The organism is Parafrankia sp. EUN1f (genome assembly GCF_000177675.1).
Lineage (GTDB): Bacteria > Actinomycetota > Actinomycetes > Frankiales > Frankiaceae > Parafrankia.
This window is the reverse complement of sequence record NZ_ADGX01000198.1, coordinates 1-14,214: the sequence shown is the minus strand read 5'-3', so window position 1 is coordinate 14,214 and position 14,214 is coordinate 1. Positions and strand designations below refer to the sequence as shown.

10 protein-coding genes and 2 pseudogenes are annotated in these 14,214 nt (G+C 72.2%); 11 read left to right on the top strand and 1 reads right to left on the bottom strand.

The genetic code is table 11. From position 1 onward, the window contains the following. Nucleotides 1-60: 60 nt before the first annotated feature. From FREUN1FDRAFT_RS34410 to FREUN1FDRAFT_RS34360, 11 genes and pseudogenes are all read left to right on the top strand, one after another. Nucleotides 61-1,746, top strand: coding sequence for a ribonuclease J (locus tag FREUN1FDRAFT_RS34410; RefSeq protein ID WP_035956552.1), 1,686 nt, complete (start codon nt 61-63; stop codon nt 1,744-1,746). A gap of 141 nt (nt 1,747-1,887) precedes the next feature. Then, on the top strand, nt 1,888-2,277 hold the full coding sequence (locus FREUN1FDRAFT_RS34405; RefSeq protein ID WP_006544986.1) for a PadR family transcriptional regulator: 390 nt from the start codon (nt 1,888-1,890) through the stop codon (nt 2,275-2,277). Beyond that, nucleotides 2,274-3,428, top strand: coding sequence for a hypothetical protein (locus tag FREUN1FDRAFT_RS34400; RefSeq protein WP_006544985.1), 1,155 nt, complete (start codon nt 2,274-2,276; stop codon nt 3,426-3,428). The genes FREUN1FDRAFT_RS34405 and FREUN1FDRAFT_RS34400 overlap by 4 nt, the downstream gene beginning before the upstream one ends. Before the next feature lie 113 nt (nt 3,429-3,541). Next, nucleotides 3,542-6,334 carry a DNA translocase FtsK gene (locus FREUN1FDRAFT_RS34395; protein WP_035956563.1) on the top strand — a complete coding sequence of 931 codons (2,793 nt, stop codon included), beginning with the start codon at nt 3,542-3,544 and terminating at the stop codon, nt 6,332-6,334. 108 nt (nt 6,335-6,442) lie between these two features. Further along, entirely contained in the window at nt 6,443-7,363 is a 921-nt protein-coding gene (locus FREUN1FDRAFT_RS34390; protein WP_006544983.1) for a helix-turn-helix domain-containing protein, read from the top strand. Nucleotides 7,364-7,422: 59 nt separating this feature from the next. Next, nucleotides 7,423-9,192: pseudogene (locus FREUN1FDRAFT_RS34385) on the top strand (MiaB/RimO family radical SAM methylthiotransferase). After that, nucleotides 9,189-9,965: a CDP-alcohol phosphatidyltransferase family protein gene (locus FREUN1FDRAFT_RS34380; protein ID WP_006544980.1), complete on the top strand. Its 777-nt coding sequence runs from the start codon at nt 9,189-9,191 to the stop codon at nt 9,963-9,965. The pseudogene FREUN1FDRAFT_RS34385 and the gene FREUN1FDRAFT_RS34380 overlap by 4 nt, the downstream one beginning before the upstream one ends. Further along, the gene (locus FREUN1FDRAFT_RS34375; RefSeq protein ID WP_006544979.1) at nt 9,955-11,271 is read left to right on the top strand and encodes a competence/damage-inducible protein A; all 1,317 of its coding nucleotides are present in this window, start codon (nt 9,955-9,957) and stop codon (nt 11,269-11,271) included. Before FREUN1FDRAFT_RS34380 ends, FREUN1FDRAFT_RS34375 begins: the two co-directional genes overlap by 11 nt. Before the next feature lie 153 nt (nt 11,272-11,424). Next, a complete protein-coding gene (locus tag FREUN1FDRAFT_RS34370; protein ID WP_006544978.1) occupies nt 11,425-11,742 on the top strand; it encodes a helix-turn-helix domain-containing protein in 318 nt (105 codons plus the stop codon). A gap of 79 nt (nt 11,743-11,821) precedes the next feature. Next, nucleotides 11,822-12,289: a Dps family protein gene (locus FREUN1FDRAFT_RS34365; protein WP_006544977.1), complete on the top strand. Its 468-nt coding sequence runs from the start codon at nt 11,822-11,824 to the stop codon at nt 12,287-12,289. Nucleotides 12,290-12,430: 141 nt separating this feature from the next. After that, nucleotides 12,431-13,369 (top strand): PspA/IM30 family protein, encoded by a 939-nt coding sequence (locus FREUN1FDRAFT_RS34360; RefSeq protein WP_006544976.1) that lies wholly within the window; start codon nt 12,431-12,433, stop codon nt 13,367-13,369. A gap of 600 nt (nt 13,370-13,969) precedes the next feature. On the opposite strand, the pseudogene FREUN1FDRAFT_RS34355 reads toward FREUN1FDRAFT_RS34360, so the two are convergent. Beyond that, nucleotides 13,970-14,214 (bottom strand): annotated as a pseudogene (locus FREUN1FDRAFT_RS34355) (transposase); the annotation flags it as partial.

The following is a 14,214-nucleotide window of genomic DNA, read 5'->3' as shown; positions in this document are numbered from 1 at the left end:
TGCCGCCTCGGCGTCGCCACGGTCCGATACCGCGGCGGCGGCCGCGGGGGCGGCGGTTTCATGACGCCTCCGCGCCCCGTACTGGGTCCGCCCCCGCCGCTGCGCGCCGACGGGCTGAGGATCATCGCGCTTGGTGGGCTCGGCGAGATCGGCCGGAACATGACCGTGTTCGAGCATGCCGGCCGGTTGCTCATCGTCGACTGCGGGGTTCTCTTCCCCGAGACCGACCAGCCCGGTGTCGACCTGATCCTGCCGGACTTCACCGCCATCCGGGATCGCCTCGACGACATCGAGGCGGTGATCCTCACCCACGCGCACGAGGATCACATCGGGGCCGTTCCCTACCTCCTGCGCGAGCGTCGGGACATCCCACTCATCGGCACCCGGCTGACCCTCGCGCTCATGGTCGCCAAGCTGCAGGAGCACCGCATCCAGCCGGTGACCCTGCAGATCCGCGAGGAGGAGCGCCATTCGTTCGGGCCGTTCGACTGCGAGTTCCTCGCCGTCAACCACTCGATTCCGGATGCCGTCGCGGTCGCCATCCGCACCGACGCGGGCCTCGTCCTGCACACCGGTGACTTCAAGATGGACCAGCTCCCGCTCGACGGGCGCCTGACCGACCTGGGCGGCTTCGCCCGGCTCGGCCGGGAAGGCGTCGACCTGCTGCTGTCGGACTCCACGAACGCCGAGGTCCCGGGCTTCGTCGCCTCGGAGCGCACGATCGCGCCGGTGCTCGACAAGGTCTTCCGCGAGGCGGAGCGGCGCATCGTCGTCGCGTGCTTCGCCAGCCACGTCCACCGGGTCCAGCAGGTTCTCGACGCCGCCGAGGCACACGGCCGGTCGGTCTGCTTCATCGGCCGTTCGATGGTCCGCAACATGGGCGTCGCCCGTGAGCTCGGCCTGCTTCAGGTCCCGCCGGGCCTGGTGATCGACGCCCGCGACGTCGACTCGCTGCCGGACCGCAACATCTGCCTGATCTCGACCGGGTCCCAGGGGGAGCCGCTGTCCGCGCTGTCCCGGATGGCCAACCGGGACCACTCGATCCGCATCGAGGCGGGTGACACGGTCGTGCTCGCCTCCAGCCTGATCCCGGGCAACGAGACGGCCGTCTACCGGGTGATCAACGGCCTGACCAGGTGGGGTGCGCGGGTCGTCCACAAGGGCGTGGCGATGGTCCACACGTCCGGGCACGCGCCCGCCGGTGAGCTGCTCTACGTGCTGAACGCGACGAGGCCGTCGAACATGATGCCGGTGCACGGCGAATGGCGGCATCTGCGCGCCCACGGGGCGCTCGCGGAGGCGACCGGTGTCCCGCCGGACCGCGTCATCCTCGCCGAGGACGGAACGGTCGTCGATCTCATCGACGGCCAGGCCAGCATCACCGGGGCGGTGCCCTGCGGGATGGTCTTCGTGGACGGGCTCGCGGTCGGCGACGTCGGTGAGTCCAGCCTCAAGGACCGGCGAATCCTCGGGGAGGAGGGCTTCATCACGATCACGGTCGTGGTGGACGCCGCCGCCGGGAAGGTGGTCGTCGGGCCCGATCTTTCCGCTCGTGGCTTCTCCGATGCGCGCGGGGCCTTCGACGAGGTCCAGGGCCGGCTCGCCGACGCCCTCAACGACGCGATGCGTTCCGGGATGACCGACACGAACGCGCTGCAGCAGCTCGTCCGCCGCACGGTGGGCCGCTGGGTGAACGAGCGGTACCGGCGCCGCCCGATGATCCTCCCGGTGGTCCTGGAGGTCTGACTCCCGCCGCGGGTCGCCCGCGAACCGCTGTCACAAAGGTGCCCTGGGCCAGCAGGCCCAGGGCACCTTTGTGCTCCACAAAGTCCTCCGGGCGATATATACAGCTAGCCGTTATATCCTCGTGTCATGGCTACGGAAGAGATGCGGGAACCGACGTTCCTCGTGCTGGCCGCTCTGGCGGACGGGCCGCGTCACGGGTACGCGACGATCCAGGAGATCGCCAAGATCTCCGACGGGAAGGTGACCCTGCGGCCGGGCACCCTCTACGGCGCGCTGGACCGGCTCACCGGTGACGGCCTCGTGCGGGTCGACAGCGAGGAGGTCGTCAACGGGCGCCTGCGGCGCTACTACACGCTTACCGACGACGGTGCCGCCGTGCTCGCGGCACAGGCCGAACGGCTGCGCGCGAACGTCGCGGAGGCGGAGCGCCGGCTGGGCCTGCGGGCTCGAAGGTCCGCGGGCCCGATGACCGGCCTGGCGCTGGCCCTGGCCACGACAGTCCTGGCCTCGGCAGCGCTGGCCGCGGCGTGAGGCCGCGGCGCGCGGGGGAGACCCGCGGCCTGCCGGCCGGCGCCGACCGTAAGTCGTCGGCAGGCGCCGGCCATAAGCCGCCGTGCGGTCTCGAGGTCACCTACCGTCGCCTGCTGCGGTGCTATCCGCGCAGGTGGCGCGAGGCGCGTGGCGAGGAGTTCCTGGCCACGCTGCTGGAATGCGCCGAGGCCGCCGGCCGCACCCGGCCGGATCTCCCCGAGGTCCTCGATCTGGTCGCCCACGGGCTCGCGGCGAGGTGCGGGATCGGTACCGACCTGGTCCCGTCGCCGGTGCGGCAGCGGATCGCCACGCTCGCCCTCGCCCTCGGTGCGGCGTTCGCCCTGGTCCTGCTGGTCATCGCCGAGCGCGAGCCGGCGAACGTGCTGCGGATGTCGGCCTGGCCCGCGAACGCGCGGCCGTTCCCCGGGCAGGCCCCGGGCCCATCGCTGACCACCGGGCCCCTGGTGTTCATCCCGTGGCTGTTGGCCTTCGTGGCCGCGCTGGCACGTCGGCGGCGTGTGATGCGGCTGCTCCTGCTCAGCACGTATCCGGCCACCTGGGCGGTCCTCGCGCTCGGCGCCTGGGGTGGGCTGATGCGGCCGCCGCTGGCTGTCCTCGGAGTGCTGGCCGTGCTGGCCGTACCGGCGTTCGCGGGGGCCGCGGCGCCGCGGCTCGGGCCCGGGCCCGGGCCCGGGCGTGACAGGGGCTCCGGCGGGCTGCTGCCGGCGACGGGCCTCGTGCTCGGCTGGCTGGTCCTGCTGGCCGCCTTCGGGAACCGGTTCTGGTGGGTGTCGCCCGACCGGGGTTCCGTCGCGCGGTTCCGGCTTCCCTACGGCTACTGGAACGGCTCCTTCGTGGACGCGATCGCCGACACGTTGCCGCAGGCGTTGCTGTTCGGGGCCGGGGTGGGCCTGATCGTCGGCATCCGGCGGCCGGGCTGGGTGGTCGCCGTCTTCGGCTGCGGTCTGGTGCTCACAGCGCTGCCGGTGTGGCACGCCTGGGTGCAGCGCTGGGGCTTCGCCGACCACCTGATGCAGATCGCCCTGACGCTGGTCCTGCTGCTGTCCGCCGCCCTGATCGACGGAATGCGTGCCTGGCGGGTCACCAGGCGGCAGGCGGTCAGGGGGTCCACGGCCGGCGTCGAACCCTGATCCCGTGGCCGATGGCACGGTCGGGCGGTGCGGATTGCCGTGCCTACGGCCAAGGCGCGCCCGGATAGTCTGGGTTGCAGCGACTCGCGACGCTTCCCGGGTACCTTCTCCGCGTGGCCACACGCACGTCCAGCGCCCGAACCCAGGCGCAGCCGAAGCCACGAGCGGCCACGGCACGGTCCGGCGGCCCGAGCGGTTCCGGCGGCTCTGGGCGGGCTTCCGCGCGTCCGCGGTCCGGCGCGTCCACCAAGGGTGCCTCCGCCCGCGGCCCGGGTGGGCGCGGGCGCCGGGAACCGCCGCCGCGTCCCGTCCAGCTGCGGCTCGCCCAGGTGGCGATCAAGGCGGTCTACCAGGCGTGGATGGCCGCTGCGGGCCTGCTCGGCAGCGGGCTGCGCCGGTTCGGCCGCAACACGCGGGATCTGCACATCGAGCCCGAGCACTGGCGCGACGGCCTCGGGCTGGCGGCCCTGGGCGCGGCGATCCTGCTGGGCGCCACGATGTGGGGCGGCGCCGGCGGGCCGGTCGGCGCCGGTGTCGCGGCGACCATCGAGCTCTTCCTCGGCGAGGGAGCGCTGGTTGTGCCGGTGTTCTGCCTCGGCGCGGCCTGGCGGCTGGTGCGTTCGCCCTCGGACCCGGAGAGCCGCGGCCGGGTGGTGATCGGTTGGGCGGCGGTGACGCTCGGTCTTCTCGGGTTGGTTCACATCGCCCGCGGGCTGCCCGACTTCGCCACCGGCGTCGCCGCGCTGCGGGACGCCGGCGGCCTGATCGGGCTGTTGGGCAGCGCCCCGCTGGTCGGCGCGGTGACCACCTATGTGGCGGTGCCGCTGCTGGTGCTGATGGCGTTCTTCGGGTCGCTGGTGGTGACGGCGACCCCGGTACGCCAGGTGCCGGAGCGGCTGCGCGGGCTCGCCGAGCGGCTCACCATCCCGATCCGCCAGCCCGGCGCCTATGACGAGGGCGACGACGAGGACTACGACGACTACGACCTCGACGAGGACGTCCACGGGGCGGCTGGGGGGCCTGCGGACGCCGCCCTCGACGATCTGCTCGACGGCGAGCCGGCCCGCTCGCGGCGCCGGCGGGGCGCGGCGGCGGGGTCCGATGACGTGTACGACGTCGACGGCGATCCACGGGGCCCGGCGGCGGGCGGCGACCGTGCCCGGGCTGGCCGAGCGCGGCGTTCCGGCTCACCCGACGCCCGCGACCAGGCCGACCTGTTCGGCGACATCCCGGCCGCGGTGGGCGCGGGGGACGGCGTGGATGTCGACGACGTCGACGACGTGGTCGGCCTCGTCGCCGGGGAGGTCGGCGGGCCGGTGGCGGGTGCGCGGCGCCAGCGCGGCCGGGCGGGGTCACCAGGCGCGGCTTCCGATGCGGGCCCGGCCGCACAGGGCCCGGTCGGGCCGGACGAGATCGAGTACCTCGTCCCGCCGGTGGAGGGTGACTACCGACTGCCCTCGCCGACGCTGCTGCGTTCCGGTACGCCGCCGAAGGTGCGCTCGGCCGCCACCGACGGTGTCATCGCCTCGTTGACCGACGTGTTCTCCCAGTTCAAGGTGGATGCGAAGGTCACCGGCTTCACCCGGGGCCCGACGGTGACCCGCTACGAGGTCGAGCTGGGCGCGGCGGTGAAGGTCGAGCGGATCACCCAGCTCGCGAAGAACATCGCCTACGCCGTCAAGAGCCCCGACGTGCGGATCATCAGCCCGATCCCGGGCAAGAGCGCGGTCGGCATCGAGATCCCGAACACCGACCGCGAGCTGGTGTCTCTCGGTGACGTCCTGCGCAGCACGGACGCGACCGGCAATCCGCACCCGCTGGTGGTCGGCCTCGGCAAGGACATCGAGGGCGGATATGTGCTGGCGAATCTCGCGAAGATGCCGCACATCCTCATCGCGGGCGCAACGGGCGCCGGAAAGTCGACCTGTATCAACACCCTCATCACGAGTGTGCTGGCGCGTGCCACGCCGGACCAGGTTCGTATGGTGCTGGTCGACCCCAAACGGGTGGAACTGACGAACTACCAGGGAATTCCACACCTCATCACACCCATCATCACCAACCCCAAGAAGGCGGCGGACGCGCTGCAGTGGGTGGTGAAGGAGATGGAGAACCGGTACGAGGACCTGGCGGCCTGCGGGGTGCGCCATGTCGACGACTTCAACCGCAAGGTGCGCGCCGGTGAGATCGTGGCCCCGCCGGGCTCGGAGCGGGTCTACACGCCATATCCCTACATTCTCGCGATCGTGGACGAGCTCGCCGACCTGATGATGGTCGCGCCGCGTGACGTCGAGGACGCGATCTGTCGGATCACGGCGATGGCCCGTGCGGTCGGCATCCACCTGGTGCTGGCGACCCAGCGTCCGTCCGTGGACGTCGTCACCGGTCTGATCAAGGCGAATGTCCCGTCTCGGCTGGCCTTCGCGACGGCCTCGCTGGCCGACAGCCGCACGATCCTCGACCAGGCGGGCGCCGAGAAGCTGGTCGGCCTCGGGGATGCGCTCTTCCTGCCGATGGGGGCGAGCAAGCCGGCCCGAATCCAGGGTGCCTTCGTCTCCGAGGAAGAGATCGCCGCGATCGTCGACCACACCAAGGAACAGGCCCAGCCCACCTTCGTGGCGGACGTCTTCGACGGTGGCGGTGAGGCACGCAAGGAGATCGACGAGGAGATCGGCGACGACATGGCGCTGTTCCTCCAGGCCGTCGAGCTCGTGGTCAGCACCCACTTCGGCTCGACGTCGATGTTGCAGCGCAAGCTGCGGGTCGGCTTCGCCAAGGCCGGTCGGCTGATGGACCTGATGGAAAGCCGCGGGATTGTCGGCCCGAGCGAAGGCTCCAAGGCACGGGACGTCCTCGTGATGCCCGACGAGTTGGAGGGACTTCTCACGACGCTCCGCAACGGATAAGAAAGTCTCAACAGATCCGCCGCGCTCGGTCGGGCGTCGGCGGGCGACCGTAATATCGGCTGGCGCTGGCAGTGGCGCCAGCGCGATGACGGGTGCGGAGGTTCGCTCATGCAGTCCGCGGACGAGCCGGCGAGCCCTGGGCCGGATGCCTCCAGGCAGGTGGGCCCCGACTCGATCGGGGCGACGCTCACAGCCGCCCGCCGGGCGGCGGGCCTCACGGTCGACGACGTGAGCGACCGGACGAGAATCCGCGCGTCGCTGATCGAGCAGATCGAGCGTGAGGACTTCAGCGGCTGCGGCGGCACCGTGTACGCACGCGGTCACCTGCGGAGCATCGCGATGACCTTGGAGCTCGACCCCGCGCCGCTGCTGGCGGCCTACGACGCCGGGCACGAGCGGGTCCCCTCGCCGGTCGTCGTCGCCTCCTCCGAGTTCGACCCGCTGAACGGCGGCGGGGCGCGCAGGGGGATGGGCGGCTTCCGCTGGGCGCCGGCCATGATCGCTTCGCTGGTGGTGGTCTGCGTGTTGGCCCTGGTCGCGCTGGTGCTGCCCGGTGGCGGCGGTGACAAGGACGAAGCCACGGCCAGGCCGAGCACCGTGCCGAGCACCGCGGCCGCGACCGCCCCGGCGGCTCCGACGGCCGCCGCGACGCCGTCCCAGCCACCCGGTGTGAACGTGCGGGTCGAGGCCCACGACGCGCAGAGCTGGCTGGAGGTCCGGGACGAGGGCGGGAAGCCGCTCCTGGCGCAGCTGCTCCAGCAGGGGGACAGCCGGGAGGTGTCCTCCGAGGGGGCCCTGGAGATCAAGATGGGCAACGCGGGCGCCGTCGACCTCACCTGCAACGGCCGGGACCTGGGCAAGGCGGGCGGTCCCGGCGAGGTGGTCACGATCAGGCTGGCACTCGCCGAAAGTGGCGGCGGCTGTGCCGTCGGCGGCGGCGACGGCAGGGCGACCGGCCTGGCCGCCGCCGGTCGTCCCGCCGTCAGCGGGACGACCGGGGCGGCGGCCCAGCCCGGCGGGACGCGCTGAACGGCACTGGGAGCAGGTCCAGCCGCGTCACCAGCGCTGCGTCCCGGTAGCCTGAGTCCGTGTCCCCTCGCCCTACACGCCGGGTAGCTCTCGTCACGCTCGGCTGTTCCCGTAACGAGGTGGATTCGGAGGAGCTCGCCGCCCGCCTCGCCACCGATGGCTGGGAGCTGGTCGACGACGCCGAGCTCGCCGACGCGGTCCTGGTGAACACCTGCGGTTTCGTCGATGTGGCCAAGAAGGACTCGATCGACGCGCTGCTCGCCGCGGACGCACTGCGCGAGCCGGCGGGTGCGACCACGTCCGGCGAACGCGGCGGACACGGTCCGGGTGGCCCTGGCCCCGGCGCCGGTGGGCCGCGTGCGGTGGTGGCTGTGGGCTGCCTGGCGGAGCGCTACGGCCAGGAGCTCGCCGAGAGCCTGCCGGAAGCCGACGCCGTGCTCGGTTTCGATGCGTACCCGCAGATCTCGGCTCATCTCGAAGCGGTGCTCGCCGGTGCGGCGCCGGCCTCGCACACCCCGCGTGACCGGCGCACCCTGCTGCCGATCACGCCGGTCGAGCGTGCGGGCGTCTCCGGCGCCCCGCACGCCCCGCATCTGCCCGGGCACATCCAGCTGCCGACCACCCAGAGGGCGGCTGATACCCAGAGGGCGGCGGGCACCCTGGCGGCGGGCACCGGCAGCCGTCCGAGCGAGCCGTCGGCAGGGGTTCTCGCCGGTGGGGTCGGCCGGCGTCGGCTGACCGAGGGTCCGGTCGTGCCGCTGAAGCTGTCGAGCGGGTGCGACCGGCGCTGTGCGTTCTGCGCCATTCCGTCTTTCCGTGGCTCCCATGTCTCCCGCCCGCCGGAGCAGGTGCTGGCGGAGGCCGAGTGGCTGGCCACGCAGGGAGCGCGCGAGCTGGTGCTCGTCAGCGAGAACTCCACGTCCTACGGCAAGGATCTCGGTGACCTGCGGGCGCTGGAGAAGCTGTTGCCGCGGCTGGCCGAGGTCCCGGGGATCATCCGTGTCCGGACGGTGTAGCTGCAGCCGGCCGAGCTGCGTCCGTCGCTGCTCGAGGCGATGCTGACGACGCCGGGTCTGGCCCCCTACCTGGACCTCTCCTTCCAGCACGCGAGCCCCGCGGTGCTGCGACGGATGCGCCGGTTCGGTGGGACCGACGACTTCCTGGACCTGCTGCGCCGGGCCCGTGGGCTGCTCGGCGACCTCGGCGCGCGGTCGAACGTCATCGTCGGCTTCCCGGGCGAGACCGAGGAGGATGTCGACATCCTCATGGACTTCCTGGAGCGTGCCGATCTCGATGCCGTCGGCGTCTTCGGCTACTCCGACGAGGAGGGCACCGAAGCTGCCGGAATGGACGGTCATGTCGATCCCGACGAGATCGAGCGGCGCCGCGTCGATGTCACCAACCTCGTCGAGCAGCTGACGGCGGCCCGGGCCGAGCGCCGGGTGGGCACGACGGTCGAGGTCCTCGTCGAGGAGGTCAGCGGCGGTCTGGCGTTCGGCTGCGCCGGGCACCAGCAGGCCGACGCCGACGGCGCCTGCACCGTCCGGCTCCCCACCGGCCGCTCCGACGAGACCAGCCGCAGCCGCTCCGATGAGTCGGGCCACGGTGATGGATCGGCCCACGGCGGCGTGCGCGTCGGTGACCTGGTCGCCGCCCGGGTGGTGGCGGCGGAAGGCGTCGACCTGGTCGTGGAGTTCACCGACGTGCTCGACCGTGCCACCGTCACACCGGTGCGGGCCGCCTCCGTGCCGGCCGGTGTCGTGCCGGCCGTGGCCGAGGATCAGGCCGCGCTCAGCGGTGCGGTCGGCCAGTCGCCGGGTTCGGCGTGACCGGTCCCGTTGCGGGCCCCTCACCCGGCGGCGCGGCCGCAGGGACGGATCCGGCGGTGCTGGCGGGCGGGCCGGTGCTGGCGGGCGGGACCCCGCCGGCCCGAGCGGCTGGACAGCGGCCGGAGCGGTCGGAGACGGAGCGGACGGTGCCCGAGCGGCCGGAGCCCAAGCCGCCGGTGCTCAACATCGCCAACGTCCTCACCATCATCAGGTTGGCGTTGGTTCCGGTCTTCGTGGGCTTTCTGTTCGCCGGTCCGGACACCGACGGCTGGCGTTACGCGGCCTTCGCGGCCTACGCCGTCGCCGCCGTCACCGACCAGATCGACGGCACGATCGCTCGTCGGCGTGGCCTGATCACCGATTTCGGGATTCTGGTCGATCCCATCGCGGACAAGGCGCTCACCGGTGCCGCCCTGGTCTCGCTGTCGCTGCTGGACGAGCTGCCCTGGGCGGTCACGGTGCTGGTCGCCGTCCGCGAGATCGGGGTGACGCTGCTGCGGCTGTGGGTCATCCGCTTCGGAGTGATCGCCGCGAGCCGTGGGGGCAAGGCGAAGACACTTCTGCTCAACATCTCGCTCGGCCTCTACGTGCTCCCGCTCGACGGGTTCGCGGCCACGGGCCGGGCGGTGATTCTCGGCTGTGGCGTCATCGTGGCCGTGGTGACCGGTGCGGACTATGTCTATCGTGCGCTCGCGCTGCGTCGCCGGGCCGGGAACGGGGCCGGGTCCAGCGCCGCGGCTGGAGCCCGAACAGAGGAGACCGATGCGCGCTGAGCTGCTGGCGGTGGGGGACGAGCTCCTCTACGGCGACATCGTGAACGGCAACGCGGCCTGGCTGGGTGGCCAGCTGGCGGACGTCGGGGTCCAGGTGTCGACGTCGATCGTGGTCGGGGACATGATCGCGGACATCGCCACAGCGATCGTCGCGGCGCTCGGTCGGGCCGACGCGGTCGTCCTCACCGGCGGGCTCGGCCCGACCCAGGACGACCTCACCCGTGAGGGCATCGCGCAGGCGGCCGGGGTGGGCCTGCACCGCGACGCGGCCGAGGAGGCGACGCTGCGCCGCCGGTTCGAGGAGATGGGGCGCAGCAGGGCCGGCTCGGGCGGGCGCGGGGTACCCGAGATGAACTTCCGCCAGGCGGACCTTCCGGTCGGCGCGCAGGCCCTGCCCAACGTTCCGGGCACGGCGCCGGGCATCCGGATGGAGATCGGCTCCGGCGTGGTCTATGCCATGCCCGGGGTCCCGTTCGAGATGAAGGACATGTTCACCCGCAGCGTGCTGCCGGACATCCTGCGCCGGGCCGGTGAGCCGGCGGTCGTCGTGCACCGGGTCCTGCGGACGGCCGGCATGTGGGAGTCGATGGTCGCGGAGGCGCTCGCGGACGAGGTCACCAGGCTCGAGCCGCTCGGGAACCCGCGGATCGCCTTCCTGGCCAGCGGTGGCCAGACCCGGGTGCGGATCACGGCGCGGGCCGCCGATCGCCTCGCTGCCCAGGAGCTGATCGCTCCGGTCGAGGCGGCGGCGCGGGTGGCGCTCGGCCCCGGGCTGTACGGTGTCGACGACGACTCGCTCGAGAAGGTCGTCCTGGATCTGTTGGGCGACCGGGGAGCGACGCTGGCCGTCGCGGAGTCGATGACCGGGGGGCTGCTCGCCGGCCGGCTGACCGACGTCCCCGGTGCGAGCGCGGTGCTGCGCGGTGGGGTGGTCGCCTACGCGACCGAGGTGAAGAGCTCCGCGCTGGGGGTCGACCCTGCGATCCTCGAGACCGTGGGCGCGGTGTCGGCGGAGACGGCGGTGGCCATGGCGGCCGGGGTGCGGGAGCGGCTCGGCGCCACCTATGGGCTTGCCACCACCGGTGTCGCCGGCCCCGACGAGCAGGAGGGGAAGCCCGTCGGCACGTTGCACGTCGGGCTCGCCGGCCCGGACGGGGCGACCACACGCACGGTGCGGCTGCCCGGTGACCGGCGCCGGGTTCGTGAGTTCGCCGTGGTCCAGGCCCTGGATGTGCTGCGGCGGGTCCTCACCGGAGTGGCGGCCGCGGGCGACTTCGGCCCGTGGGTGCCGACCGGGCCGCGCTGATCGGCGGGCCTCGGCTCGGCCCAGGGGTGCCCTGATCGCGGGTTGACCCGGTCCGGGTGTGCTTACAGCGTTACAGTCGCATCAACGACGCCCCGGAAACGGGCTCGGCGGGTATACGGTGAAGCTCAGCCCGTGGATGAAGGAGGAGGCTCGATGGTCCTGCTCCGACGCGTGATCGGCGAGGCATTGCGCCGCCGCCGACAGGATCAGCGCCGCACGTTGCGGGAGGTGTCGTCGGCCGCCAGAGTGTCGCTCGGCTACCTCTCCGAGGTGGAGCGCGGTCAGAAGGAGGCGAGCTCCGAACTGCTCGCCTCGATCTGCGATGCGCTGGGGGTACGTCTCGCCGATCTCCTGCGTGAGGTCAGCGACGATCTGGAGCTTGCCGAGCTGGCTGTGGGCGCCCCGGCACCGGTCGGCGCCACGGCGGTCGTCGTGCCGGCGCGGCCGGCGGTGGTGGATCGCGCCGCCTAGAGCGGCCGGCCTGCATACGACTCCTCCCGGTGGGCACGTCCTGATGCGGACGTGTCCAAAACCTTCCGGGAGGAAAGCCATGAGCGCCATCCGCAGTCCGCTGTCCGACGAGGCGCGCGTCGTCGTCGGGGAGGCCCTTCAGGGCGCGGTCGTAGACCTGATCGATCTTTCCCTGCTGGGCAAGCAGCTGCACTGGAACGTCATCGGACGGAACTTCCGCACGGTTCACCGCCAACTGGACGACGTCGTCGACCTCGGCCGCCGGTACACGGACATGGCCGCCGAGCGGGCGGTCGCGATCGGGGTCAACCCCGATGGCCAGGCCACCACCGTCGCCCGTGGCAGCCATCTGCACGGCGTCGAGAGCGGCTACATCGCTGACGAGAAGGCCATCCGCCTCATCACGGACGTGCTCGCCGGGATGATCACCAGGATGCGTACCCGGATGGATCTCACCGCCGAGCCCGACCCGGTGACGCAGGATCTGTTCATCGCGGTGATCCGCGATCTCGAGGAGCAGCACTGGATGTTCCAGGCGATGGTCTGACGGCGCGCCCCGAGCCTGCCCCGGCCGTGCCCGGCAGCCCGGCGCCGCAGCCCGGCCCGGCCACCGGGCGCGGGCGAGGGCGGTCAGATCAGTGACACTCGTCGACTCTCCGGATCGCCCTGCGCGTGGGACGATCGAGTAATGGCGAATGTTGTTCGCAAGGCCTTCCGCTACCTGTCCAAGCGGGCCGAGGTCGCGTTCGAGGAGAAGGCCAGACCGGAGATCCAGCTCGAGCAGGCGATGGACGAGGCACGCGCCCAGCACGAGCGGCTCGTCTCTCAGGCGGCGCTCGTCGTGGGCAACCAGCGCCAGATCGAAATGAAGCTGGGCCGCCAGATCGAGGAGGTCACGAACCTCACCGAGTCGGCCCGGTCAGCCCTGGTGCTCGCGGACAACGGCCGCGCCGCCGGTGACCTCGCGGCGGCGGCTCGGTACGAGCAGGCCGCGCAGGCGTTCGCGAGCCGGCTCATCTCCGCCGAGGCGGCGCTGGAGGATCTCAAGCTGCTCCAGCAGCAGGCGGCCGAGTCGGCTGCCCAGGCCCGGGCCGCCGTCGAGGACAACACTCTGCGCGTGCGGCGCCTGCAGGCCGAGCGGGCCCGCCTGCTCACCCAGATCGAGCATGCGGCGATGCACGAGCAGATGGGCAAGGTGATGGAGCAGATGACATCGCTCCCGCCGGCCGGAGACGTCCCGACGCTCGCCGACGTCCGGGACAAGATCGAGAAGCGTTACGCGCTGGCACGGGGGCGCCAGGAGCTGGCGTCGCAGGGCCTGGAAGCCCAGATGATCGAGGTGCAGCGGGCCACCATGGACGCGCAGGCGATGGGGCGCCTGGCGGAGCTGAGGGCGTCCCTGCCGCCCGCCGCCGCGCCGTCGGCTGGTTCCACGGGCATGGCGCATCAAGTCGGCGATCAGGGGGCCCCGGAGGCGCCCGCGGTCGAATCCGGACGGCCTGGCGGCATCGGCGGTGGCGGTGGCGCTGGCGCTGGCGGCGCGAGTGGTACCAGTGGCACTGGTGGTCCGCGCCCGTCGTTGGAGAAGGCATCGGATGATGCCCAGACGTCGCCGGACGCGCGCTGACGCTGCCGGATACGCGCTGACACTGCCGCGGAGCGCGCGCTGCCGCCGCGTGCGCTCATACCGGAAGGCTGCTGATGACCGACGTGGCGGGAAGCCCTGGCGAGCCCGGTTCGCCGCCCGGGGGCCGGCAACCTCCGGCCGCGCCCGGGGCTGAGCACTGGGCTACGCCCGCACCGCAGGTTCCAGCCGAGCTCGCGCCCGCACCGCAGGTTCCAGCCGAGCCGCGTGATTCGAAGAACTTCACAGATTTCGGGCCGCCAGTCACGCGGAATGTTCCCGGCGGGACGCGGCGTATGTCCGACGGTTTCGAAGAACCTCGATCCGGCCGTCAACGCAGAAGTTTTTCGCACTTTATCGGTCTTGCTGTAATGCCACTTAGCCTATTTTGATCAAGCTGCTGCCTGGGGTTCTACAGGGTTGGCGAGCCTGATCGTGGGCGGGGCGGAGTGACGCCTACCGCGCTGGCGGGGTTTCTTCACGGGGTAGCGGTGTGGTCCGGCGCGTCGCACGGCGCGGGGGTAGGTGCGTTCGCGGTGCCGGGTGAGTTTCGCGGGTCGGGTGATGTCCGTGGTGATCAGGGTGAGGGCGTGTTCCTGCTGGTCAGGGGGAAAAGGCCGGCGGGTCAGCGACCTGCCGGCGCAGAACTCTCACGGTCCGGGTGAACCGGACCCGGTCGGGGTCGATCCCGGCGGCGGTCGCGGCCGCGCAGATCAGCGCGGCGATCGCGTGGTGGGTGAGCAGGTAGCCCCAGATCTCCTGGTAGACCCCCTCGGGTGACTGCGACCGCAGGACCTTCCCCGGGCCGCGCAGGTAGGTCTTGACCTGCCGGTTCGCGGTCTCGTGTT

Bases quoted from the DNA above. Each gene is read 5' to 3' on its own strand.
- FREUN1FDRAFT_RS34410 (WP_035956552.1), top strand. From the start codon at position 61: ATGACGCCTCCGCGCCCCGTACTGGGTCCGCCCCCGCCGCTGCGCGCC.
- FREUN1FDRAFT_RS34365 (WP_006544977.1), top strand. From the start codon at position 11,822: ATGAGCGCCATCCGCAGTCCGCTGTCCGACGAGGCGCGCGTCGTCGTC.
- FREUN1FDRAFT_RS34360 (WP_006544976.1), top strand. From the start codon at position 12,431: ATGGCGAATGTTGTTCGCAAGGCCTTCCGCTACCTGTCCAAGCGGGCC.
- FREUN1FDRAFT_RS34375 (WP_006544979.1), top strand. From the start codon at position 9,955: ATGCGCGCTGAGCTGCTGGCGGTGGGGGACGAGCTCCTCTACGGCGAC.
- FREUN1FDRAFT_RS34390 (WP_006544983.1), top strand. From the start codon at position 6,443: ATGCAGTCCGCGGACGAGCCGGCGAGCCCTGGGCCGGATGCCTCCAGG.
- FREUN1FDRAFT_RS34370 (WP_006544978.1), top strand. From the start codon at position 11,425: ATGGTCCTGCTCCGACGCGTGATCGGCGAGGCATTGCGCCGCCGCCGA.
- FREUN1FDRAFT_RS34405 (WP_006544986.1), top strand. From the start codon at position 1,888: ATGCGGGAACCGACGTTCCTCGTGCTGGCCGCTCTGGCGGACGGGCCG.